Below are 24,192 nucleotides of genomic sequence, written 5' to 3'. Positions count from 1 at the left end.
GATTTTGGCTCCGTTACTGCTGTGAAGCGGTTACCAGCTCACCAATCAGGCGTATACCATCTAATGTCAGCGACGGGACAATATCCGTAAATACATCCTGTAATGAGGGAATTCGGCCCGACAAACCACCCGTAGCGACGGCAATGCAATCGCCGTGAAGCTCAGTTTGAATTCGGCTAACCAGCGAACGCACCAGTCCCTCATACCCTAACACAACGCCCGCCTGGATGGCGTGGGTCGTACTGATACCGAGCGCCGACGAAGGTACTTCGATGGGTACTTCGGGGAGTTGCGCCGTATTCGCAAACAGGGAGCGAATAGCGGTTTTTAAGCCGGGGGCAATGGCTACTCCCAATAGTTTTCCTTCGCCCGATACTGTAGTAAAGGTAAGAGCCGTTCCGAAATCAACGACTACGCACGTTCGTTGGTAGCGCGTGTAGGCTGCCAGAGCATTGGCAACCAAATCGGTACCAATTTCATGGGGACGCAGCACCTCAATTGGTAGGAGCGGATAAACGCTCGGCCCGACAACAACGGGATCATACCCGAATAAGTCAGCCAGCATGGCGCGCATCGTTGGCGTCAGATCGGGTACTACACTGCTCAGAACCGTTGCCTGAATCGCGCTAAGCGGAACACCCGCTTCGAGCAGCCACAGCCGCAGCCGACGTTCGTAAGACTGTGCGGGCTCATCGCGCTGGAGGTTCGGCTTTCCGATGGGTGTCCGCCAGATGTGCTGCCAGGAGTTTGGAGAATATAATCCGAAAACGGCGTCGGTATTGCCAATGTCAACGATGATCTGCACAAGCGATGGAGGTAGTTGCCGGGGCGAAATAAGGGGAAAAACAGCACATTCACACCGTATTGACGTCGTCATTCAACTACTTGAGCCGTCAGTGGCTCAAAACATCGGCTTTTTGGGCTTTATCGCCATGAAATCTTTCAGGTAAAACGGTTCAAACGTGGCGACATCTTCAAACTGGCCCTGATCAAAGGCGTCAATCGCCAATTGACCAATGGTGCGGGCTGAAGGCAGAACTGTGGTCGCCGGGAAGACGGCGTTTGGATGAACACCCAGTATGGAACGACATTTTTCGGCTCCATCGCCAAAAAAAATGATTGGTCTCTGGGTCAGTTCGTCAGCAAAGGATTGCTCATCGATGATCGTTGCAGCTGTCGGCTGGACCTCCCTTCCGTGGGTATCATAGAGTGCACAATAAACTTCCATTCGCCGGGCGTCGATCATGGGGCAGAGCAAATGAGTCGCTGGAACGTAGGGCCGGACCTGTTCAGCCATAGCCATTAGGGTATTTATCGCCAGCAGTGGTTTGCCTAAAGCAAAGCACAAGCCTTTTGCCGTTGAAACACTAATCCGTAAGCCCGTGTAAGAGCCCGGTCCCTTAGCTACGGCAATTGCATCCAGTTCAGGTAAGGTGAAACCAGCCTGCCCGACGATGTCGTTGATGAGCGTTGTCAGCATTGCCGAAGAGGTCCGTTCGATAAATAGTTCGTAACAGCCGAGCAATGGGTTTGCGGATGAGTCGTTCTGACGATGCAGAGCAACTGAACAAACCGTGGTGGATGTATCGAGGGAAAGAATAAGCGCCATAAGCCGGAAAACAAAACAGGTTTCAAAGTAAGCCCTGCCAGAAGAATTAACAAAACGGTTGTTGCTACTTCGTAAAAGTAATGGGGGCAATGGCCCTTTTGAGCGAATGAGGCCCTTTTTTGATTGATCTATTCCTGCAGTGGTCCCGTTCGTCAGGTAAACAAAATAGCCTGTTTTGACAATAAGATGCAACTGTTTTGATAGGTAGGTTTAGGCTTGCAGGCCTGCCAACGACTAAGGGAAGATACCACAAACAATGAGTATAAATGCTAAATAAATTGCTTTAAGTTCATTAGTTCATTGTTAATTATAGTTATGTACTTAAAATAAATAGTTGTTTTAAGGTGACTTTTTGTTAACTATAAATTCTACATTAGCAGTAAGTATCTAATGTTGCCTCCGATTATAGATGGAAAAAATCAGAAGAAACCGCGCAGAAACCACACAGCGCATCGTAAATGCCCTTGAGGATGTACTGGCTGAGCAGGGTCTTGAAGGGGCCAGAATCAATCAGATCGCCGAAAAAGCGGGCATTAGCAAAGTGCTGATCTACCGTTATTTTGGTGGTTTAGATGGATTAATGGAATATTATGTGCGTATGGGGCGGATGTTCCCACAGTTCACACCAGCAATGCTGGATCAAATTCGTCCGATTCATCATGATGATCTGGCGAAGGTGTGGTATCGGCAGGCTATTCAGATGTTTCGGTATATGCGGACATCGAAGGCGGCTCGCGAAGTACTAAAAGCCAATGTCGTTGAAAACGACCCAACGGCCGATGTCATCAGCAAAGCACAGGACGATGAACTGATGCGGTTGGTTAACCAGCTTTCATTCATTGAGGGTCCAGACATTCAGGCCGTTTCGGCGGTGATGCTGGGGGCTTTATCTTATTTGACTATTCAGGCTCAGAACAACCATACAATGGTTGGTATCGACCTGCGAAGCGAACAGGGATGGCAACGTATTGAGGGGGCGGTTAAGGTGATTTATCTGGCTTTAAATAAAATGGCCGTTGACTCCCAAGCTGTAAAACTGAGTGCTCAGACAAAAGCCCAACCTGCAAGTCAATGGTAAAACCTCTGTCTATGCTTGATGAATATGCATAAAAAAAGCTTCCAACTACTATGGAAGCTTTTTTTATGCCAGACTCTTTCTGTTTTGGTACGTCATAAACCTATTTAACGAGAATAATGGCTCCATTAATCGGCTGAATAGCTCTACTTGATACCCATTACTCGCGTTGTTTCTTAAAGAAGAGAGAAATTGAGCATTTCCCGACCAAATTTCTGAATCAATGATTCGATCTGGCGCGCCTGTTGACCAGAAGGGTAGCGCTTATTGGTCATAAACTGACTTAGCAATTCCTGCGAAATAGCTGTATGTTCAGCCAGACTGGTTACTCTGAACTGTTGAAGAAGCTCTCTGACTCGCGTCAGATCATACTGATAATCAAAAACGAACTCGGTAGGGGGCACTTGTTGGTTGTGGTATTCTGTGCGCGTATACGTCACAAATTCATTCAGTTGAACGGTCAATTTTTTCGTTACTGCTTCGGTGCTATTTCCTGAAGCAATCGCCATCATACCGTGCCATTCAATCCGGCCCCAGGATTGACTACTCTGCTTTTCAAGAATCACACGAATGACGGGAAGCTCCCCATCTTGAGGAGTCGTGGGTTCTTTTTGTATATAAGGTGATCGAAACATGGCTTCCAATGTGCCTGGAGGGATCTTTCCTGTACTTTTTAATGGTAGCAGTAAGTGTTGGTCTTTACTTCTATATATACAGCACGATCTTGTTTGGTGTACTAATTCCCAGCTTCTGTTTTGTAATATATATATTGAAGATTGTAAATTCATAGTATATGGATTATGGATTTTGCAAATATGCAACTTTTAAATACCGTCCCATCGGCCCTTTTATAGGATATTTGTTATATTTTATAATTTCAAAGAATAATATAAAAAGGGCTTTAGGATACACTGTTGTATCTATTTATAAGCATATGAGCTAGTCTAATCTGTTTTAATACCTATCAAATGGTAAGTAGTATCTACCTATATACTTAGCAGAATTGTAACTAACTGAAAGTAAACGCGGTATAATTGAGAGTAGATACACTATCATAAGTATGGTAGCATATTAGTTTATGTTTTTTTTAAAGTGTTAATATAATATATACCATAATCTCTTGCTACTACAGTTTAGATAAGATATATTTGAAAAGTGATAACAATGAAATAAGGGCTATAATCAATCAACTATGGTCAATTTACTAATAATAAAGAAGGTCAATTGATGCAAACCGGACTTAGGGTGATCAATTGCCAAAGTAGGATTCTTATCAGTTCAGTCGTTTACTATCGCTTTATTCCGCTTTCCCTAATTTACGCTTGCCATTTATGCTTTCACTTACGTATGTTAAAAAGCTACCTATACTGATTGGGCTAGTTTTAATTTCACTTGTATCGGGATGTGTTTCATCGAAGAAACTGGTCTATTTTCAGGGACAGCCAACCACCGCCGATTCAATAAAACTAATGGATCGATTTATACCAACGATCCAGTCAGGCGACATTTTAACCGTTCGGGTAAGTAGCTTAAGCCCAGAGGCTACGTCCTTTTTCAACCCACCCTCGGCAACCATGCCGGTCGATCGGATGATGACGCCAACTATGACGTCACTTCCGGAAATGACGGGTTATCTGGTTGGGCAGGACGGTACTCTGGAATTACCATTGATTGGAAAAGTAAAAGTAGGCGGATTGAGCACGGCCCAGGCTAGCGACCGGATCCGTGAAGAACTTAAGACATACCTCAAGGAGCCAACCGTGAATATACGGAACCAGAATTTTCGGGTTTCGGTCATGGGTGAAGTGGCCCGGCCATCGCTCTTTACTATTCCGAATGAGAAAATCACGATGCTGGAAGCCCTTAGCCTGGCCGGTGACATTACCATCTACGGTCGACGGGATAACGTGCTGCTTATCCGGGAAGTAAACGGCCAGCGAACTTTTACCCGCATTGATATGACTAGTCGGGAGCTCTTCCGTTCCCCCTATTATTACCTGCATCCCAACGACGTCATTTATGTTGAGCCTGGCAGAGCTCGTGTCGCCACTGCCGATCGAACGTATCAATTATTACCTATTGCTCTCAGTGCGCTTTCTTTTCTAGCTATCATCTTTAGTCGTTACTAACTAATACTCTTATGTCTGAAAATGCCTACTCGTATACGCCCTACCAGGTTTATGGCGCCGAAAATCAGCCCAACCTGCGTGTTATACTGCTTCGGTATCTGAAGCACTGGAAGTGGTTTGTCTTGTCATTATTGCTGGCTGGGGCTGGGGCCTATATCTATTTAATCTATCAAACGCCCATTTATAAGGTTCAGGCCAGCCTGCTCATCAAAGATGACAAAAAAGGCCTCGACGGCGAGAACATCCTGAAAGAAATGGATATTCTAAAACCGAAAAAAACGGTTGAGAATGAGATTGAAATCATCAAATCCTACACGTTGATGGATAAAGTGGTCAACAAGCTCAATCTGGATGTCCAGTATTTTCGGCCAACGAAAACGGTCGATCAGGAGGTCTACAGCGAGCTACCGATTCGGCTGGTTGTCGAGCAGCCATTTTCATCGCTATATGGAGAAAAATTGCAGCTTAGTTTCGTTAATAGCAACCACGTACGGATCGATGACCAGGTTTATCCGGTCAACCAATCAATAAAAACGCCCCATGGTCGTCTGCGGGTCTTTGCTAGCAAGCCACTAAGAGCTTCTTTAGAGCCCCTCAAAGTGGTAGTATCTCCCCGCACGGAAGTGGTAAATGGATATTTGAAAAACCTGACGGTTGAAACAACCAGCAAAGCGTCGACCGTATTACAGATCACGCTCGAAGAAGCTGTACCGGCCAAGGGAGAAGCGTTGATGAGACAACTGATCGAAGAATACAACCAGGCCGCTGTTGTCGATAAGAATCTGGTTGCAGCTAGCACACTTGATTTTATCGAGGATCGCCTACGGTTAATTTCCGGTGAACTGACCAACGTCGAGAAGGATGTTGAATCGTATAAAACGAGCGAAGGCATTACGGATTTGAGTGTACAAGCACAGTCGTTTCTGCAAACGGTTCAGGCTAACGATGCCCAACTTAATCAGGTAAACATTCAGCTGAGTTCTCTGAAAGATATTGAGCGGTATGTCGACAGTAAAGCTGATAGCCGCGGAACGACGCCGGGTTCAGTTAGCTTAAGTGACCCTGTTCTACTAGGCTTGGTAACAAAGCTGACTGATTTGGAACTTCAGCGCGATGTACTGGCTCGGACAACCTCGGAGCGTAACCCGCTTCTACAAACACTAGATGGCCAGGTTAAGTCGACCAAAGAAAGCATATCTGAAAATATCCAGACCATAAAGCAGCAACTGACCAGTACTAAAAACCAACTGACTTCCACTAATCGGAAAATGGAAAGCATGGTTCGTACGGTACCGCACAAAGAGCGGGCATTGCTCAACATTACCCGGCAGCAGGCCATCAAAAACAACCTGTATACGTACTTATTGCAGAAGCGGGAAGAAACGGCTTTATCGTACGCATCTACATTACCTGATAGCCGCACGGTTGATCTGCCTCGGCACGAGAAAAAGCCAATAAGGCCAGTACGAGCTACAACATTTATGCTGTTCGGCCTGATTGGTTTATTGCTCCCTGTGGGGGCTCTAGCGGCCAAAGATATGTTGAACAACCGGGTTGTACGCCGGTCAGACGTGGAAGATGTCTCCAGAGTGCCCATTCTTGGCGAGGTTGTCCAGTCTGACGGCAAGAAGGCATTGGTTGTTGTATCGAAGAGCCGGTCGGTTATTGCTGAACAAATACGAGCCTTACGCACTAACCTACAATTCCTGCGCAGTAATCCGAATGGCAGCCAGGTATTGTTGTTCACCTCGAGCATCAGTGGCGAAGGTAAATCGTTCATGTCGATGAACATTGGTGCCAGTCTGGCCCTGGTCGACCGCCCTACGGTGATTCTGGAGATGGACTTGCGGAAGCCTAAACTTCACATGTCGTTGGGTATGCGCAATGCGGTTGGTATAAGCAACTACCTGATTGGCGAGGCTACGCTGGACGATGTACTGCAACCAATAGATGGATTCCCTAACTACTTCCTGATCAGTAGTGGTCCTCTGCCGCCAAACCCATCGGAATTACTCAATGGTCCCTATCTGGGCAAATTATTTGAGGAGTTGCGCGCCCGGTTCGAATATGTGATTGTCGATTCTCCACCCATTGGACTAGTGACCGACGCACAGGTAATTGCCCCGTTTGCCGATGCAACGCTTTACATGGTCCGGCACGACATAACGCCCAAAACGTACCTGAAAATGGTTGATTCACTGTATAAAGAAAACCGGTTTCATAACCTCAACGTCATTCTGAATGCCGTAGGTGACGGAGAATCTTATTACTACAGTTACAGCTATGGTGGCTATTACGAGGACGATAAGTCGGACAAAAAGGCCCGTAAAGCACTGTCTTAGTTCAAGAACATATCCATGAAAAGCAAATCCCGAAACTTGTATGCTTAGTAATGCCTCTCTTTCCAACACCAAGCCTTACATCGACGCAGAGGACGACGTATTTGTGTCATCGGTTGATGAGCAGAGTATGCTCGGTAAACGCCTGTTTGACGTTGCGTTTTCGCTCATGGTTTGTCTTTTTGTACTGTCGTGGCTTATTCCAATCTTAGGGATGGCTATCCGGCTAAATTCGCCTGGCCCTATTTTGTTCGTTCAGTTACGTACGGGGCGCGGGGGCCGACAGTTCCGGTGCTTCAAGCTCCGAACAATGGTTAGCCGGCCGGAAACGGTATTTCAACAAGCCACTAAAAATGATCCTCGCATTACTAAGTTAGGGCAGGTGTTACGCAAAACGAATCTGGACGAACTGCCCCAGTTTTTAAATGTACTGCTGGGAGACATGAGCGTAGTTGGGCCACGTCCGCACCCCATTCCGCTGGATGCCCAGCATTGGTATACCCTACCGAATTATCCAGAACGCTACATAGTCAAGCCCGGTATAACGGGTTTGGCCCAGGTACGCGGTTGCCGGGGCGAAACCGATACGCTCCAAAAAATGGAGCACCGAGTCCGTTTAGATCGCTGGTACATAGCCAGACAGTCACTAGGGCTGGACTTGAAAATTTGCTGGTGGACAATTGCTAAGACACTACAGGGGGACGAGAAAGCACACTGAAATTACGCTAATCGCTCAAGATATTGATCTATACACATACAGAACGCTTAATAAAAGATATAATTAGAGATGGTAGCTGCTTTAAAAGGTAAGATTACTGGTTTTTTTATCAATGGGCATGAGAGAACATTAATTGCTAAGAAGAATATTGCTCTGTCTTTCTTGGTCAGAGGGGGGGGGATATTAATAGGCTTAATTTTAGTACCAATGACCATTGATTACGTGTCGCCTACGCAATATGGTATTTGGCTCACGATAAGTTCAATACTGGGGTGGCTTAACTTTTTTGATGTAGGTTTAGGAAATGGACTAAAAAATACATTAACTAAGTCTTTTGCTCTTGGAGAAATGAATAAGGCAAGAGAATATGTTAGTACCACTTACGTGGCACTTGTAATAATATCAACAATCTCCTTTGTAATATTTTCAATAGCGAATAACTATATAAATTGGAACAGCACCTTAAATGTGAACACAGAAAATGAAGAAACGTTAAAGCTAGTTATGTGGGTTGCTGTAAGCTGTTTTTGTATACAATTTGTTGCACAGCTTATCAATACTATACTAACAGCAACCCATCAATCAGGAAATTCTTCAATTATTACATTCATAGGTCAAGTTCTGACGTTAATCGTTATATTTTACTGTACAAAACTAAAATCAGGTGATTTGTTGACATTGGTTACAATTGTGGCAAGTATGCCTGTTATCTCGTTGATTATATCATCATGGGTACTGTATAAGAATAAACTTAAGAATTTGTCGCCTAGCTGGAGGCTTGTGAAAATTAAATATATATATAATCTTTTAAATACGGGTGGTAAATTCTTTCTAATACAAATCGGGGCATTGATATTATTTCAAACGAGTTATATCATAATAAGTCAGATACTTGGCCCTGAGAGTGTAACAATATATAGTGTATGTTATAAGCTATTCTCTGTCATGATCATGATTTTTACAATAATCATGACTCCTTTGTGGAGCTCATTTACGGATGCATATAGTAAAAGTGACTTTAACTGGTTGAAAAACAGTGTTGATAAAATGCGAAAGCTATGGATTGTTTTTTCGATATTTACGTTGATGATACTGTTTATGTCGGATTATCTGTTTAAATATTGGATAGGTAATAATATTAAGGTGCCACTATCTTTGTCAATATGTATGGCTATTTACGTAATTGCTTACATGTGGCAAATGCTACACGTCTACCTTCTAAATGGAATTGGTAAAATACGCTTACAACTAATTGCAGTCACAGCCAGCGCAATTGTAAATATACCCATTTCAATAATTATGGGAAGAAACTTTGGTCTGCCTGGAATCGTGGCAACAAATACAATATTATTTATATTAATGGGGACAATTTTTTCTGTACAATGTGAAAAAATTATTAAACAGAATGCTTATAATATTTGGGATAAATGAAAATAATAAGACGATTATACTGGGCCCTAAGAAACTTGCTTAATTTGTTAAGCGTGATGTCGAGATATGATAAGTTCTATTGGGATTGGAATGCGTGTAGGACTAACAACTGTAATGTTGATGACACTGCTATAATTTATGGTAATTATATGCTGACTAATGTGAATATTGGTTACTCGAGTTATGTTAGCTTCAACGCATTTATGGCTAATACGGACATAGGGAAATTTTGCTCAATTGGTCCCAATGTTGTAAGTGGGATGGGTATTCATCCTACTAATGGAATTTCAACTCATCCAGCGTTTTATTCTAGCAAAAAGAAAAGCAAAATAACATATTGCCATTCTACTTTTGTTGAAGAGCATAGACCTGTTCATATAGGAAACGATGTATTTATTGGTGCTAATGTAACAATATTGGATGGTGTTAAAATTGGTGACGGTGCGGTTATTGGGGCTGGATCTGTAGTCAGTAAAGATATTCCACCCTATGCTATTGCAGTAGGGTGTCCAATAAAAATAATAAAATACCGATTTCCAGAAAATATCATTGATGACTTAATGTCAATTAAATGGTGGAACCAAGAAGATGTAACGCTGATGAGGGCAAAGGAATATTTTTATGACCTAGAGGGATTTGTTAACATTGAAAAAGAAGAAAATCTAACAAATATTTAATAATTATATGCAGGCTAGAATAAAAGATTATCCTATCAAAGACATTTTATTTGTCTATTTCATTATTGCATACTCAACTGTGCCATTTTTCAGAAATAATTTTGGACAAGCCTTGCTTCTTATCTGTATTTTTTATTCACATAAAGAAATTTTAAGAGTATTAAGGATTGAAGGTTTGTATGCTTTATTATTAGTTTTTGTCTTAGAATTTTATCATTTTGTTTATTTTCCTGATTACGATACAGGTGTTTTTAGACAAGTTGTAACTTCATTTTTAATTTCCTTATGCGTAGTATACTATTTAAGATTAAATTTCTTTGATATTTACATAAAAATAATGTATATAACTGCAATTGTCAGTTTCTTTTTTTTCTTTAGCCTGTTAGTTAGTCCTAGTTTTGTTCATTCGATCGATGATTCAATTCCAAATATATTTCGGGTGGGAGCAAAACACGCTCAGTATTATGGGGTAGACCTGGTTAGGGTAAATCCAATTATATATAACTTTGATTATAATTTTTATTCAATAAGAAACAATGGTCCTTTCTGGGAACCTACTGTATTTGCTTCATTATTGTTAATAGCACAAATATTTAACTTTATTATTTATAAAAAATTATTTAATAAAAATGGTATAATATTTACAATTACTATTTTAACTACTCTTTCCACTACGGTCTTTGTAACATATTTCTTTTTTTTAGCAAGTACTATTCTTATTAACCCTAAAATAAAATTCATATTAAAAATAATATTGCTTGCTGGTACAGCTATAATTAGCGCATACCTATATTATGAAATGCCATTTTTACAAGAAAAAATAACTAAGCAAATAACTGAAGTTGATGAAAATATAGAGTTAACGGGTGATTCACGTATAGCAGGTGCTACATTAGATTTATTCGAAATATCTCAAGATAATTTGTATATACTATTTGGTAAAGGGAGTGATAGGGATTCAAGGATTGCGGGAAAAGATAAAACTGTGCAGAGAAACTGTGGCTTAACGGGATTGCTTATCGAATGGGGAATTTTCTTTTTCTTGATTTACATTGCTTTAATATATTATTCATTTTACCAGATAAGCCGTGTTTTTGGTACAAATACATTATTCGCTTTGCCATTCACTATATGCATATTAATTGTTTCTTTTAGCGAAGTTTTTTTTGAACTTTCTCTTTTTCATGCGTTTATGTTTTTTGGACTTGCATTGAAACACCATAATAAGCAGAATTACAACCATGTAAGAATCATGCAAAAGGCTAATCAAGATAATCATCATGTAATGATGGCTTAGGCGAAGAAAGGTATTGGAGTTAAGTTGCTTCATGAGTAATTCATGATTGAAGGCGCAATTAATGTATTATGTGTGTATAATTAAGTGATCTAGAAAATGAAAAAGTTTTCTTTAATAATTCCAATTCATAATAGGTTATTATTAACAAAAGTTGGAATTAAATCTCTGTATGATTCTCTTTCTTATTACGAGAGGGATAATAATTTAAAAAAACATTATTTTTCTATAGTAGTTGTCGATGACGGTTCTACAGACGGAAGTGAAGAATGGATAAAGGAAAATTATCCAGAAATTCATATTTTGAAAGGTGATGGTAATCTTTGGTGGACAGGAGCAATAAACAAAGGTACTAAATATGCAGTAGAGCAATTAAATTCTGATTACGTTATTCTTTGGAATGATGACACACAATGCGATATTTTATATTTTAAAGATTTAGTAGCAGTAATTGATAGTAATAAAATATATCAATGCTCTATTCTTGCGTCAAAAATATATTGGCTCAATGAGTCAAATACTATTTTTAATTACGGATGCTATTATTCGAGGAAGACAGGTAAGAAAAAGCTTATCGGTTGGAATGAGATAGATTCTAATCAATACAATGAAATTAAACTAATCGATTGGTCAGGTGGAATGGGTACAATAATCCCTGCTAAAATTTTAACAGAAGTAGGATATTTTGATGCTGATAAATTCCCACAATATCATGGAGATATTGACTTTTTTTTGAAAGCTGGTAGATTAGGTTACAAGTCGTATGCTATGCCAATGCTCAAAATATACAATAATCGCGATTCCTCAGGTCTGTCAAATGTTGAGAATATAAATGATCTAAAAAAAGTGCTCTCTTCAAATCGTTCAAACTATAATATTAAACAGAATTTCATATTTAATAGGCGCCATGCGAATACTTTTTTGAGTTGGTTGTACTTCGGGTTTAAATATTCATTATTAATTGTAAGTTCTATAAAAAAGATGAGATGGGCCTAACATTGTTGGAGTTTGCTAGATCACTGCGATTGTATTTATATAATGCATTTTTTTGTAAAATTCCTTTTTCTAACGTTCGATTATTTTTTATTCGTTTTTACGTTCAGCTGGGTGAAAAATCAAATGTATGCACGAACGTGAAGATATTAAGTAAGAAAATTAAACGAAACCACATCAGTATTGGGAATAATTGCATAATTAATCCAGGATGCTTATTGGATGGGCGGGAAGGTAGAATAACAATTCATAATAATGTTGATATTGCACGTGGTACATGGATATTTACTCTTGAACACGATCCACATTCGGATTACCATTCTACGAAGTCTGGAAATGTTATAATAGAAGATTATGTATGGATAGCTTCTCGAGTAACAATTTTGCCAGGTGTACGAATTGGTCGTGGGAGTGTTATAGCTTCAGGTGCTGTTGTCACAAAGGATATACCTCCAATGTCAATTGCGGGTGGTGTACCTGCTAAGATAATAGGCACACGAGAGTCCCAGCTTTTATACAAAAATAATTACTTTCCGCATTTGTATATATAAGGATATATTTGAAATACAGTATGGGAAGAATATTTAGAAAACTAAATATATCTACTCATATTGTATTATAAGTTCACTGAGAGATGCATTGTAATATGGAAAATTTGCCATTGAGCCCAATAATCTTGTTTGCTTATAAACGTGCAGATACGCTTGCTAAAACAATAGAGGCTTTACAGCATAATTCGCTAGCAATAAAAAGTAATTTATATGTATTTGTGGATGGACCTAAAAGGCCTAATGATGTTTCGAAAGTAAATGAAGTGAGGCTTTTAGTGGATAACATAAGTGGTTTTAAGTCAGTTGAGCGGTATTACAGTGAAGCCAACATAGGACTAGCTGATTCTGTTATAAGAGGTGTATCACAAGTATTAAAAATTTATCAATCAGTAATCGTATTGGAAGACGATTTAATACCAAGTCATAATTTTCTCGATTTCATGAATCAATGCTTAAATAATTATAGTAACAACAAGCAGATTTTTTCAATAAGTGGATATTCAATGCCTTTTAAAAAACCTGATGGTTATCAATTTGATGCATTTACATTTCCCCGAACAGGTTCATGGGGGTGGGCTACGTGGGCAGATCGATGGCAACTAGCTGACTGGCAAGTTTCTGATTATAATATATTTAAAACGGATAAAGAGGCTCAACGTAGATTTAACGAAGGTGGGAGCGATAGGACACGTATGCTTCGTCATCAGCAGCAGGGCACCATAAACTCTTGGGCAATCCGTTGGTGCTACAATCAGTTTAAACAGGGAGGATACACAATATATCCAACAGAATCTAAAATACAAAATATTGGGTTCTCTGAAGATTCTACACATACTAATGTGTACAATAGATACAAAACAATGCTTGATAATGGAGAACGACGGACTTTTGAATTACCTAGCGTTGTAACACCTATAGAAGCATATAAAAGGCAATTTAGAATGCAATATAGTATACCCATAAGAGTGTTTAACCGATTAAAAACTTACGCTGGTTTGCGCATGTAGCCGGAAATGAATGCTCTAATAATTATGAAAATACTTTTTATACATAATCGTTATCAACAACATGGTGGTGAAGACGTTATCTTCGATCAAGAAGTTAGTTTGCTGAAAGCTGCTGGTTTTGATGTGGAGGTTCTGATTTTTAATAACGAAAGTTTCTCTAAAGAGAAAGGCGCCTACAAGCTAGTTGCAGGTTTAAAAACATTTTACAATAACGAATCAGCTAAGATAGTAGAAATGACTATATGTACCTTCAAGCCAGATGTAGTACATATACACAATTTATTTTACACCGCTTCTCCATCAATCATATCAGCAGTAAAAAGATTAGGTGTACCTGTAGTCATGACACTACATAATTACAGATTGGTATGTAGTGGCGTTTTTCTAATGAGAGAAGGTGAAGTTCCATGTGAGCGTTGTGTAAGTAAAACAGTCCCTTTGGATGGAATTAGATATAAGTGCTTCAGAAATTCAAGGCTACAATCAGCGCAATTGACATTAGTTACATCATTACATAAAGTAATCAATACCTGGAAAAAAGTAGACAAGTATGTTGTTTTGACTGATTTTGCGAAAACTAAAATTTTGCAATCATCACTGAATTTATCATCTGACCAGATAACCGTAAAGCCAAATTCTATATCAGATTTGGGTTATGTTACACCATCTAGTAGGAAAAATTTTATTCTGTATATCGGCCGTCTGTCTCCGGAAAAGGGAATTAGTACCTTACTAGATTCGATTAGGAAGTTACCACCTATAAATATAAAAATTATAGGCGATGGCCCTTTGCGGGATAGTGTTGATGAATTAAGTCGAGGGTTTCCAATGGTCGAATATTTGGGACAACAACCTAGGGAGGTCGTCGTAGAATATCTAAAGCAATGTAAAGCACTCGTTGTCCCTTCTGTATGGTATGAAGGTCTACCAACAGTTATACTTGAAGCATTGTCTACTGGCACACCTGTATTATGCGCAGATAATCCTAATCTACGTTCTATTGTAGGGGATTGTGCTAGCTTTTTTGCTGCTGGTGATGAGCAAGATTTAGCTCGGAAGATAAGTCATCTCTACAACAATGAAATATCAGACTTGGATTGTGTTCGTTCAAGAGACCAGTATGAGAAGCGGTATACTCATGAGATAGTGTTACAAGAGCAAGTAGATATATACTCTTCTCTTGTAGTAAGGGCTCGTATTTCTGAGCATTACCTACCTGATACAGTTTAGCTAGCTTTATTATAGAAACGCCTATTATTAAACTTGCTGAATCACTTAACTAGTTTTATGATAAAGCCTTGCCTATATATTACGCCTAACCTAGCCTTCACAACTGATAAAATAAAAAATCCATATATAACTGACTTAGCGCAAGCTTGGGAGGTAATAGGGGCGGATGTTATACGTAGCCCATATGTAAAATGGCTACGTACAGCTGATCTATTACTCTTTTTAAGTAAAGCTGATATTTTGATGCTGAACTGGCCTGAAGATTTATATCATAGACCTTTAGGGCGTGTACAAGTGTGGGCTCTTAAGAGATTAATAGAAATCTTTAAACTAAAGAAAGGGAAAATCGTGTGGACTATGCATAACCGAGTTTCTCATCGTGCAGATGCCCGTGAAGAACAAAAAGAGTTTATAGAATGGATTGTAGACAAGTGTGACTTAATTGTTGTCCATGCTGAAGAAGGCTTGAGTTTAACTAAATATCCCCACAAAACTATCTATTATCCCCATCCATTTCGAGCAACAGTTCATCAGGGCCATAGTGAAAAGGATTTTAAGTACGATGCTTTAATATGGGGCAATTTGTCTCCCTATAAGGGAGTAGATGTCTTCTTAGAGTTTTTGTACAGTAAAGGTTTACAGGATAGTTACAAATTATTAATATGTGGTAATTGCAGTGATAAGGAATATGCTGATAAACTTAAGCAGTATCAGTCGTCATGCATTACAATTCAGATTGGATTTGTGTCAGATGAAGAACTTACAATTTGCTTTAATCAGTCAAGGACAGTATTGTTTACGCACTCAGGTGAAAGCGTTCTGACTTCAGGTACCTTGGCTGAAAGTCTATCTCACATGAAAACTGTTATTGCACCGAATAGAGGTAATTTTAAAGACTTTTCCGGACTAGGTTTAGTTTATACCTATGAAGATTTTGAAGAGGTACCATTGTTATTGTCATCCTGCAAAGAAAACCCTAAAACGTATCTGTTGTCTCAAGACGTTATAGGTTCTACTATTAATAAATATACATGGTCATCTTATGTTGAAACATTACGCAATGAGCTGTTGAGTAAAACCTAGGATTAAAAGTTGAAGATTATAGCACTATTTTGTTTTTATGCGTTGAAGATCTAAAAATCTGTTCTGCATAATAGAAGACGAGGTTCGAAACAAGCGTAGATAATACAAACTTGTTTTGAACCTCGTCCTTTTTTATAATCTATAAATATAGTGTTTTAATACTTATTGCTTGAGCGCATTCAGTATTCCATAAAAAGAAGACTTTTTGTTATACTCTTTATCAAATAGAGTTGGCATTTCTGGCTTCTGTGCAGTAACTAACCAGCTATCAGCGTCGCTCAAATCCCACATTGTAATGCCATATTGAAGGTAACTTGGTACATTCGATTTGTATAGCTTAACTAGGTTGTAGAATTTCAATGATTGTTCATTTTGAAGTGCGTTTGTACAGGTGAAGTTAGTTTCGTTCTGGACATTTACTTTAATATCTAGTTCTGAAATATGAATTTGAAGTCCAGTGTCAGCGAGTTTACGCAAAGAGTTTGCAATACCAGACTCAGGAGTTTTGATTGAAATGTGCATCTGCGTTCCTAAGCCGTGAATAGGAATTCCACTCTTTTTAAAATCATTTATCATTTTAACAACTGCATCTATTTTCGCAGCAGATACCTCATAATCAAAATCATTGTAGAACAGAAGAGCATTTGGATCTGACTCGTGGGCCCATACAAAACATTTTTTTATAAAGTTCATATAGTCTTCGTCATTTTTGTAAAGTTTTCGAAACGAAGTGTTTCTTAAAGTCCCGTTACCAGTAATAATCTCGTTTGTGACATCCCAGCTTTTGAATTTTCCTTTGTAACGACTTACAATTGTTTGTATGTGATTCTTTATAACTTTTTCAAAATCGTTAGTGCTACCCGAATAGTTGCTTAACCAATCAGGCGTTGCCATGTGATACAGTAAGCAGTGGCCATGCATTCTTATTTGCTTGTTATTGGTATAATTTGTCCAATAGTCGGCTTCACTAAAATTGAATTTGCTTGGAGCGTATTCAATGTTCATGTAAGCATGAGCAGTTACAGAGTTGAATTGATTTGAGAACAGATTGTAAACTTTACTACTGTTGACTAGAAGATGATAATTTGGCGCAGCGCCTATTGGAAAGGAAGCTACAGATCTTAAGGTCGAGTTACTGTCGACAACCATATTAGCTAGCTGGTTTGTCGACATAACGCTTGTTGATAGGTCTGCTGACTCTACTGCTTGGGGCGCAATTGCAGTATCTTTTGGGTTGCAGGCCGTCAGGAAGCTGAATAGGACGAAAGTGAACAAAACCGTGAATCCTTTATAAGAAGAAGTTGAAGAAACTTGGTTGCTCGAAGTAGATGACCGTAACATTTTGGCGAGTTGTTTTTGATTCGATGATCAAATCTCGCCTGCTACGCCCCCTCAAATCGGTCATTTTCGATGAATGACCTGGATCAGCGGTTTTTCTGATACTTATCAGATTTTTTCGGTTTTCTCATTTTTATCACTTTGCTAGGTAGTGAGCATTCTTTTAGAAATTGGATTTAAGTTAGTTTTTGATAAAATGTAAATAATAGGTTAACAGCCTTGTAAGCCTAATTACCGTAAAGTCTCTCTTATTGCTCGCTATAGAAACGCGGCTCGTTTCGCCTTTGATTTAGGCGAACGACGATTTTATAGGCTTTTTAATTCCTAGTCTGGGTAGTTAGTGAAGCAGGCTTATTATACGTGCCTATGAAGTTGATGCTTAGAAAGATAAGCTTACTTAAAGTCAGCATTATAATTGAATAATACAATAAATACCCTAACTGTAATTTTATTATACTTAAAGTTTATCATAATATGATTTGGTAACATTTTTTTGATTAAGTTTGAGTAGGTAAACATCCCTTGCCAGGCTACATAACTTGTAAACTCTATAAACGTTTTTAGGTGTTTTTACCCATATAGCTCCTTAGTTCAACCTCAACTTTTATTCATCTATGCGTATTGCTTTAATAACTGGCTCGGCCGGATTGATTGGTAGCGAATCTGTTGCCTTCTTTGCTGATAAGTTTGATTTAGTCGTTGGCATTGATAACAATATGCGCCAATACTTTTTTGGCGCCGATGCATCGACCGAGTGGAATCAGAACCGCTTGCAGGAGGCTCATACGAATTATATACACCGCCCTGCCGATATACGGGAGGTGAACCAGCTTGATCCCATCTTTCGGGAATTCGGTACGGACATTAAACTGATCGTGCATACAGCTGCTCAACCTAGTCATGACTGGGCCGCCCGCGAACCTTTTACCGATTTTACCGTGAATGCTAACGGGACACTAAACATGCTGGAAATGACTCGTCAGCATTGTCCGGAGGCTGTTTTTATCTTTACCTCAACGAATAAAGTCTATGGCGATAACCCAAATTACCTGCCGTTGATTGAGACAGAAACGCGCTGGGAGATCGATGAAAGCCACCCTTACTTTCAGGATGGGATCGATGAATTCATGAGTATTGACCATACCAAGCATTCGCTGTTCGGAGCTTCGAAGGTGGCGGCTGACATCCTGGTGCAGGAATACGGACGCTATTTCGGTATGAAAACCGGCGTGTTTAGAGGTGGATGCCTGACAGGCCCAAATCACTCAGGAGCGCAGCTGCACGGATTCTTGTCATACCTAATGAAATGTGCCATCACGGGAACGCAGTACACTGTTTTTGGCTATCAGGGCAAACAGGTTCGCGATAACATTCATAGCTACGACCTGGTCAATATGTTCTGGCATTTTTACCAGAATCCACGGGTTGGTGAGGTATATAACGCGGGTGGCGGACGTCACGCGAACTGTTCTATGCTGGAAGCGATTGCCCTCTGTGAACAAATTTCGGGTAACAAAATGAACTATACTTACTCAGAAACAAACCGCATCGGTGATCACATCTGGTATATTTCAAACTTGAACAAATTCAAAAACCATTATCCAGACTGGACCTGGAATTATGATCTGAATCAGACCATGGTGCAGATACACGACAGCATGGTTGCCCGGTTGGAGCAAACCGTTTAGCGTTTAAAAAGAGTATTGAACAAAGGTCGGCGGGATGAAGAACATATCTTCATCCCGCCGACCTTTGTTCGTTTTTCGCTGGAGAACTGGTTATAGCGTACCCCACTACAAAGCGCTGGAAATTCGTAGCCCCTTCTGCCTGTATAGTGCTATATACAGGCAGAAGGGGCTACAAACTGAATGATAATCTGGCAATCAGGCCTGCGCGCTGACCGGCGATGTTCGCTGGATTATAAACTGGCGCATGACATAATAAATGTACAGGGAGTTTGTGACAGCGTAGCGTTTGAACAACCGACGCGGTTCCTGCGATAAGCGGAAAAGCCATTCTAAACCAGACTGTTGCATCCAGGTCGGTGGACGTTTTATGTTGCCAACGAAGTAATCGAAAGCTGCTCCAACGGCCATCATAACGGCATTAACTTCGCCCAAATGTTGGGATACCCAAATCTCCTGACGCGGACAACCCCGGCCGACCAGAACGATATGTGCACCCGACGCATTGATTTTCTTGATGTCTTCCGCTTTTTCTTCCGGAGTTGCATCCCGGAAGCGGTCTACATGAATACCGCAGATCGTTACGCCCGGAAACACACGGGGTATGTATTCGCTGAGTTTTTCAAGTGTTGAAGCTGTACTGCCATACAAATAAACTCGTAGTTGCTTTTCACCTGCTGCTTTTAATACATGCCGGGTGAGGTCAGGGCCATAGACGCGGTCCTTCAGTGCTGCTTTGTTAAACGCATTCAGCGCCCATTGAACGGGTTTCCCGTCTGGAACCACCATGTTGATCCGGGATACGTGTCCGCCAATTGTTTCATTGCGCTTCGATTCCATTAAGCCATGAACGGCCAGCGCTGATACGCCGAAACTCGTTCGTTTCTCGGCGTACTGAATAATAATGTCTGTCGCCGATGTATAGTCAACCGACGCGTAGGAGATGCCGAATAAGGGCGTTGTGGCGAACTGTTTAGTCATAGTTATGTCAAAGACAGGTTGAAAAAGACCGATCTGGTTACAGAATAAATGGCGTTGATAAGACAGAAGCACAGAGGCCATAACAGGCTGAGCCGAGCGCTTCTGTTCAGGCATTTATCATACCTGGCGTGGGTGATACTTGATAATGGCAAGTGTATCACCCGTTTACAATGCTAATATATAGGCAAATGGCTTATAAAAATAACTATTTGTTTAAAATTATTATTTTTAGTAACATGTAGTATTGTAAAATGGATTATGTGTATAATTTGTATTGATTAACAGGTGTAGATAAGGTACCGTGTAGTTCTGACAGGTAAAAGCAACCTGATAGCCTTCGTGAAGCCATATATGAGTTTATAACTTATCACGTATAAATCCTCGATAAAGCTGGGACTTTTAGCCGCTTGATTATCAAAGTTATCCGCTTTATCAACGTGCAACTTGACTACTTAACTGGGTGCGCACGATCAATCAATTGTCAATACAACGCTACTGACTCCATTGGCACTGACGCACGGTATGTGCGCCGAACGATGTAATTCTTCTTACCCTGCGATTCGTGGTAAGTGCGCATCTGGAGATCAAGAACAAGGCCAAATGCAAGGAATTGCAGGCCAGCCAGTAACCAGACAATGCCGACCGCAAACCGGTCAAGCCCATTCACGTTTGCGTCAGTAACCCACAAAAAACGCATCGCCAGACATAGGCCACTGACCAGCAGAGAAAGGCCAAGGCCGCCAAACAGGTGCATGGGTTTGTTGAGGTAGCGTTTGAGGAATACCAGCAACAGCAGGTCGCTCAAAACCCGACCCGTACGGCCTAATCCATATTTGGACTGACCGATCCGGCGGGGATGATGGCGCACGGGAACCTGCACAATCCGTGCCCCATCAAAGTGGGCCAGGATGGCTATAAACCGGTGAAGTTCGCCGTATAAGCCGATCCGTTTGGCAAAGTCAGCCCGGAAGATCTTGAGCGCGCAGCCGTTGTCGCTGATGGGTAGTCCAACGGCTCGCCGGATAAGGCTATTGGCCAGCCGGCTGGGTAAGCGACGTAGCCAGGCGTTGTCCTGTCGGTTGTGCCGATGGCCAACCACCAGGTCCACATCGCGTTCTTCCGCCACTTGAAGCATCGGGATGATGTCGAGCGGATCATTTTGCTGATCGCCATCCATCGTCGCAATGAACTGGCCCCTGGCCGCGCTGATGCCGGCTGCCAGAGCCGCACTCTGGCCGTAGTTTTTCTGAAGGTCCAGGATCGTCAGCCGCTCGTGTTGAATCGCTAAGAGCTCGGCCAGCGTCGTATCTGTAGACCCATCGTTGACGTAGATGATCTCATAATCGAGCGTTTGTAGCGCTGCTGTTATCTGGGCAACGAGGGGTTTGCTATTGCCCGCTTCGTTATACGCACACACAACGACCGATACATACGGATGGTCCGTAATCGGCTGGTTAATCAAGGGCTGGTAGGTAGACATGGTTTTGCTGGTAGCTGATGACCATTCGGCGCAGGCCTTCTGCCAGATCGGTGGTCGGTTGATAATCCAATAGCTGGCGGGCTTTCCGGATGTCAGCGTGCGTATAAGGCACATCACCCGGCTGGTCCGTGAACCAGTTGAGCGGAACGCGCCGTTTGGTTTGCTGTTCAAGCAGGGCGATCAGTTCGAGTAGCGTAACCGGATTTGCACTGCCCAGATTGATAAGTTCAAAGCCTTTTACCCGTTCTATGGCCCGGCTGATACCCAGCACAATATCATCGACGTATGTGTAATCGCGCTGGCTACGTCCGTCTCCGAAGAGGCAAATGGGCTGACCTGAATGGAGTTGATGGATAAAGCGGGAAATGGCCATATCGGGCCGTTGCTGGGGGCCGTACACGGTAAAAAAGCGCAGGCAAAACACATTCAGGCCGTATAGCCGATGGTGCTGCTGGCACAATCGCTCGGCGGCCCGTTTGGATAGCGCATAGGGTGACACTGAGTCTTCTGCTGAATCGGTTTCCTGAAATGTTCCCCCTGCCCGAACCCCGTAAACCGATGAGGACGACGCAAAGACCAGCCGCTTCACGCCCGCGTTGCGCATGGTGTCCAGAAGCACCGCGGTACCGTTTACGTTATGGTCGAAATAGGCGGCCGGGTTTTGCAACGAAGCCCGTACGCCCGCTAATCCTGCCAGGTGAATGACCCCGTCGATGGCGTTCGCCTGAAAAACTTGGCGCATGAATCGCTTGTCGCGAATATCGCCCTGAAGCAGCGACCAGTTGGGCAAATGCCTGAGGGATTCGATATGCTGCCATTTAATAGCCGGATCGTAGCTATCATTAAAATTGTCCACCAGCAGCACCGTATGCCCCTGGTTCAGCAAATAGTTGGTCAGCGTATGGCCAATAAAGCCTGCCCCGCCCGTGATCAGGATTGTCATCGTGAGAATGGTTTACTCAAATTGAACAATAGACGCTGGGTGCCGGTCGAACAGCACCAGTTTACCAACCGGCCTATAACGCTCCCTGGCTAGGGTGAGCGAATCGCCGATGTAAAGAGCCCCCGGTATTTTCTTGCTGGTTCTGCGCAGGATCTCGCCCCTAGTCGCGGTGATGTGAAAGGAGCTGACGTCGGTAGCCGGACCATCGCCCACGGTTGTTTTGTAGCCATATAGCGGCCGTCCGAGCGTCAGGAGAGCGGCCTGCGTGGCACTATCCTGATAAAACTGGCGTTTCGTGGCCCGACCCGGCAGTACCAGCCAGTTGAAGCCCAGCCGAACAACCACAAGAACTGCGATCAACAGCCCAAGTCGGTTGGCCGACGGGCGGCTCATGAGCCAGGCTAAACCGGCGAGCAGTCCCGACAGAAAGGCTGTTTTCCAGAAGGCAGCGGGTAGAACACGTGTGGTTGGGTAAAAAACAGCCGTCCAGGCACCAATCGCCAGCACGATGGTCAGAATCAGCCAGACCCGCTCCACCCACCAGCGCCCCCGATCAGCCGGGCTGGAATGTTTGTGGTATAAGTAAGCCAGAACTGTAAAGAAGAGAGGCACTAACCCGATCAGGTAGCGGCCATACGCCTGTGGCGATGACCAATAGATGAGCACCGTTAGGCTGAAAGTCAACGTGTTAAAGACAATGAAGGGATTTTTTGTCAAGATTGTCCAGACACCCCGCCGGATGAACAGAACCAGCAGCAAGGTGTATGGCGCGAAGTGGTAAATGAACTCAAATGGAAACGTAAGCAGATGCAGGAGCGTTGGTCCCCAGCCAAAAGCAAGTCCGGTTCGTTTGGTGCTTTCGGTCAGTAAAACACCCGCTACATCCTGAAACGGAATGGCGTTTCGGCTGAAATAAGCCAGGTAATAACTCCCCGTAATCAGGAGAAAGACGCCAATCCCGACGAAGTGGGCCGGGTGGAAAAGCAGTTTAAATCGACGCGTGTAAATAAACCAGCCCAGCAGCGTCAACGCCTGAAACGCGAGTGGCGGTAATCCTTTGAGCAAAAAGGCAATGGCCGTAAGGGCATAGGTTGTGAGGTAGAGCAGCCAGTAGTTACGCTTCCGATCGTAATAATAGACCAGCATCATGGCCGTATAGGTGGCCAGCGAGAACGTGATCTCGATGAGGCCCAACATGGAGTCATAGAGCAGTACCCGGCCATTCGTCAGCGTCATGAGGGTCGCGGCCCAGGCAACCGTTGGACTGCTGTATTTGCGGACAAAAGTAAACATCGTTACCCCTAGCAGTACCAGCGAAACAAGCATAGGAAACCGAAGGGCAAACGACGAATAATTGCCAAACAGGCGGTAGGAGCCAATAATCAGCCAGTTGTACAACGGCGGCTTATTGAAATAGCGTTCGCCATGCAGGGTAGGGGTAATGTAATCTCCGGAGAGCATCATTTCCAGAGAAACCAGGGCTCGCCGGGCTTCGTCGCCTGTATCGAGCGGCATAAATCCCAGATGCGACACCAGCACAAGGAGCAGACCAGTGCTGATGAGCAGTGTCCATTGGGGTTTAGACCAGGCATACGCCTGGGGGGCTGTTGGATGAGGAACCATTCGGAT

At 42.2% G+C, this 24,192-nt stretch carries 21 protein-coding genes; 13 read left to right on the top strand and 8 right to left on the bottom strand.

Annotation, left to right across the window (positions count from 1 at the left end):
- Window positions 1-13 precede the first annotated feature (13 nt).
- Window positions 14-805 (bottom strand): type III pantothenate kinase, encoded by a 792-nt coding sequence (locus SD10_RS21380; RefSeq protein WP_046576601.1) that lies wholly within the window; start codon window positions 803-805, stop codon window positions 14-16.
- A 96-nt stretch (window positions 806-901) separates the two neighbouring features.
- The gene (gene tsaB / locus SD10_RS21375; RefSeq protein WP_046579944.1) at window positions 902-1,609 is read right to left on the bottom strand and encodes a tRNA (adenosine(37)-N6)-threonylcarbamoyltransferase complex dimerization subunit type 1 TsaB; all 708 of its coding nucleotides are present in this window, start codon (window positions 1,607-1,609) and stop codon (window positions 902-904) included.
- A gap of 409 nt (window positions 1,610-2,018) precedes the next feature.
- Between tsaB and SD10_RS21370 the strand changes: the two genes are divergently transcribed.
- Complete coding sequence (locus SD10_RS21370) at window positions 2,019-2,687, top strand: TetR/AcrR family transcriptional regulator (protein ID WP_046576599.1); 669 nt, start codon at window positions 2,019-2,021, stop codon at window positions 2,685-2,687.
- Between the two features lie 173 nt (window positions 2,688-2,860).
- Here the strand turns inward: SD10_RS21370 and SD10_RS21365 are convergent, their stop codons facing one another.
- Window positions 2,861-3,319 carry a hypothetical protein gene (locus SD10_RS21365; protein WP_148562486.1) on the bottom strand — a complete coding sequence of 153 codons (459 nt, stop codon included), beginning with the start codon at window positions 3,317-3,319 and terminating at the stop codon, window positions 2,861-2,863.
- Between the two features lie 696 nt (window positions 3,320-4,015).
- On the opposite strand from SD10_RS21365, the gene SD10_RS21360 reads away from it, so the two are divergent.
- The 11 genes from SD10_RS21360 (at window position 4,016) to SD10_RS21315 (ending at window position 16,136) form a co-directional block, all read left to right on the top strand.
- Window positions 4,016-4,813, top strand: coding sequence for a polysaccharide biosynthesis/export family protein (locus SD10_RS21360; protein ID WP_046576595.1), 798 nt, complete (start codon window positions 4,016-4,018; stop codon window positions 4,811-4,813).
- 11 nt (window positions 4,814-4,824) lie between these two features.
- The gene (locus SD10_RS21355; RefSeq protein WP_046576593.1) at window positions 4,825-7,155 is read left to right on the top strand and encodes a GumC family protein; all 2,331 of its coding nucleotides are present in this window, start codon (window positions 4,825-4,827) and stop codon (window positions 7,153-7,155) included.
- Window positions 7,156-7,195: 40 nt separating this feature from the next.
- Complete coding sequence (locus SD10_RS21350) at window positions 7,196-7,870, top strand: sugar transferase (protein WP_046576592.1); 675 nt, start codon at window positions 7,196-7,198, stop codon at window positions 7,868-7,870.
- A gap of 69 nt (window positions 7,871-7,939) precedes the next feature.
- Window positions 7,940-9,301 carry a lipopolysaccharide biosynthesis protein gene (locus SD10_RS21345; RefSeq protein WP_046576591.1) on the top strand — a complete coding sequence of 454 codons (1,362 nt, stop codon included), beginning with the start codon at window positions 7,940-7,942 and terminating at the stop codon, window positions 9,299-9,301.
- Window positions 9,302-9,504: 203 nt separating this feature from the next.
- A complete protein-coding gene (locus SD10_RS21340; protein ID WP_227699043.1) occupies window positions 9,505-9,978 on the top strand; it encodes a CatB-related O-acetyltransferase in 474 nt (157 codons plus the stop codon).
- Window positions 9,979-9,985: 7 nt separating this feature from the next.
- Entirely contained in the window at window positions 9,986-11,275 is a 1,290-nt protein-coding gene (locus SD10_RS21335) for a hypothetical protein (RefSeq protein ID WP_046576588.1), read from the top strand.
- A gap of 96 nt (window positions 11,276-11,371) precedes the next feature.
- A complete protein-coding gene (locus tag SD10_RS28865) occupies window positions 11,372-12,268 on the top strand; it encodes a glycosyltransferase family 2 protein (protein ID WP_052731252.1) in 897 nt (298 codons plus the stop codon).
- Entirely contained in the window at window positions 12,259-12,816 is a 558-nt protein-coding gene (locus SD10_RS30385) for an acyltransferase (RefSeq protein ID WP_082111660.1), read from the top strand. Before SD10_RS28865 ends, SD10_RS30385 begins: the two co-directional genes overlap by 10 nt.
- A 95-nt stretch (window positions 12,817-12,911) precedes the next feature.
- Window positions 12,912-13,823, top strand: a complete 912-nt coding sequence (locus SD10_RS21325) for a glycosyltransferase family protein (RefSeq protein ID WP_046579941.1) — start codon at window positions 12,912-12,914, stop codon at window positions 13,821-13,823.
- A gap of 24 nt (window positions 13,824-13,847) precedes the next feature.
- Complete coding sequence (locus tag SD10_RS21320; RefSeq protein ID WP_046579939.1) at window positions 13,848-15,053, top strand: glycosyltransferase; 1,206 nt, start codon at window positions 13,848-13,850, stop codon at window positions 15,051-15,053.
- 57 nt (window positions 15,054-15,110) lie between these two features.
- On the top strand, window positions 15,111-16,136 hold the full coding sequence (locus SD10_RS21315; protein ID WP_046576586.1) for a glycosyltransferase: 1,026 nt from the start codon (window positions 15,111-15,113) through the stop codon (window positions 16,134-16,136).
- Window positions 16,137-16,298: 162 nt separating this feature from the next.
- Here SD10_RS21315 and SD10_RS21310 read toward each other — a convergent pair whose 3' ends face one another.
- The gene (locus tag SD10_RS21310) at window positions 16,299-17,309 is read right to left on the bottom strand and encodes an endo-1,4-beta-xylanase (protein ID WP_227699042.1); all 1,011 of its coding nucleotides are present in this window, start codon (window positions 17,307-17,309) and stop codon (window positions 16,299-16,301) included.
- A gap of 779 nt (window positions 17,310-18,088) precedes the next feature.
- Between SD10_RS21310 and SD10_RS21305 the strand changes: the two genes are divergently transcribed.
- On the top strand, window positions 18,089-19,162 hold the full coding sequence (locus SD10_RS21305; RefSeq protein ID WP_046576583.1) for an NAD-dependent epimerase/dehydratase family protein: 1,074 nt from the start codon (window positions 18,089-18,091) through the stop codon (window positions 19,160-19,162).
- Between the two features lie 195 nt (window positions 19,163-19,357).
- Here the strand turns inward: SD10_RS21305 and SD10_RS21300 are convergent, their stop codons facing one another.
- The 4 genes from SD10_RS21300 to SD10_RS21285 all read right to left on the bottom strand — a co-directional run bounded on the left by SD10_RS21300 (window position 19,358) and on the right by SD10_RS21285 (window position 24,186).
- A complete protein-coding gene (locus SD10_RS21300; protein ID WP_046576581.1) occupies window positions 19,358-20,140 on the bottom strand; it encodes a WecB/TagA/CpsF family glycosyltransferase in 783 nt (260 codons plus the stop codon).
- A gap of 481 nt (window positions 20,141-20,621) precedes the next feature.
- Entirely contained in the window at window positions 20,622-21,620 is a 999-nt protein-coding gene (locus SD10_RS21295; RefSeq protein WP_046576580.1) for a glycosyltransferase family 2 protein, read from the bottom strand.
- The gene (locus SD10_RS21290) at window positions 21,595-22,563 is read right to left on the bottom strand and encodes an NAD-dependent epimerase/dehydratase family protein (RefSeq protein ID WP_046576578.1); all 969 of its coding nucleotides are present in this window, start codon (window positions 22,561-22,563) and stop codon (window positions 21,595-21,597) included. Before SD10_RS21290 ends, SD10_RS21295 begins: the two co-directional genes overlap by 26 nt.
- Window positions 22,564-22,575: 12 nt before the next feature.
- Complete coding sequence (locus tag SD10_RS21285; RefSeq protein ID WP_227699041.1) at window positions 22,576-24,186, bottom strand: ArnT family glycosyltransferase; 1,611 nt, start codon at window positions 24,184-24,186, stop codon at window positions 22,576-22,578.
- Between the last annotated feature and the right edge of the window lie 6 nt (window positions 24,187-24,192).

The organism is Spirosoma radiotolerans (assembly GCF_000974425.1).
In the GTDB taxonomy this organism is placed as follows: domain Bacteria; phylum Bacteroidota; class Bacteroidia; order Cytophagales; family Spirosomataceae; genus Spirosoma; species Spirosoma radiotolerans.
Note: the sequence above shows the minus strand (reverse complement) of the source record. Positions and strands in the feature narration are given on the sequence as shown.